The sequence below is a fragment of the Cobetia sp. 1AS1 genome, assembly GCF_029846435.1.
GTDB lineage: Bacteria > Pseudomonadota > Gammaproteobacteria > Pseudomonadales > Halomonadaceae > Cobetia > Cobetia amphilecti.
The window spans coordinates 1-282 of the sequence record NZ_JARWKU010000035.1; the positions used below are offsets into that span (position 1 = coordinate 1).

Here is a 282-nt window from a genome sequence, read left to right on the forward strand (position 1 = left end):
CCATCGGAGATCTCGTAGGTGAAGGTCTCGGTGATCACCTCGCCTTCGGCCAGCGCCTGCACCGCCGCGTTGCTGTTGTCCAGCGCGTAGGTGTAGCTGCCGTCTTCGGCGATGGTGACGCTGCCGTAGGTGCCAGTGACCGGCGTACCCGCGGCGGTGTCAGTCCCGGCATTGGCACCCGCACCGATGCCACTGACGATCAGCACATCGCTGTCGTTGCCGCCATCAGTGTCGGTATCGGGCTGCGCATCGCTGAGCACGTTGCCGGTCGTGGTGCTGGTG

General features: G+C 65.6%; 1 protein-coding gene. It reads right to left on the minus strand.

Annotated features, from left to right (window positions below; all coding sequences use genetic code 11):
- The coding region (locus QD280_RS17815; protein WP_279840156.1) for a VCBS domain-containing protein at window positions 1-282 on the minus strand (282 nt) is incomplete at both ends.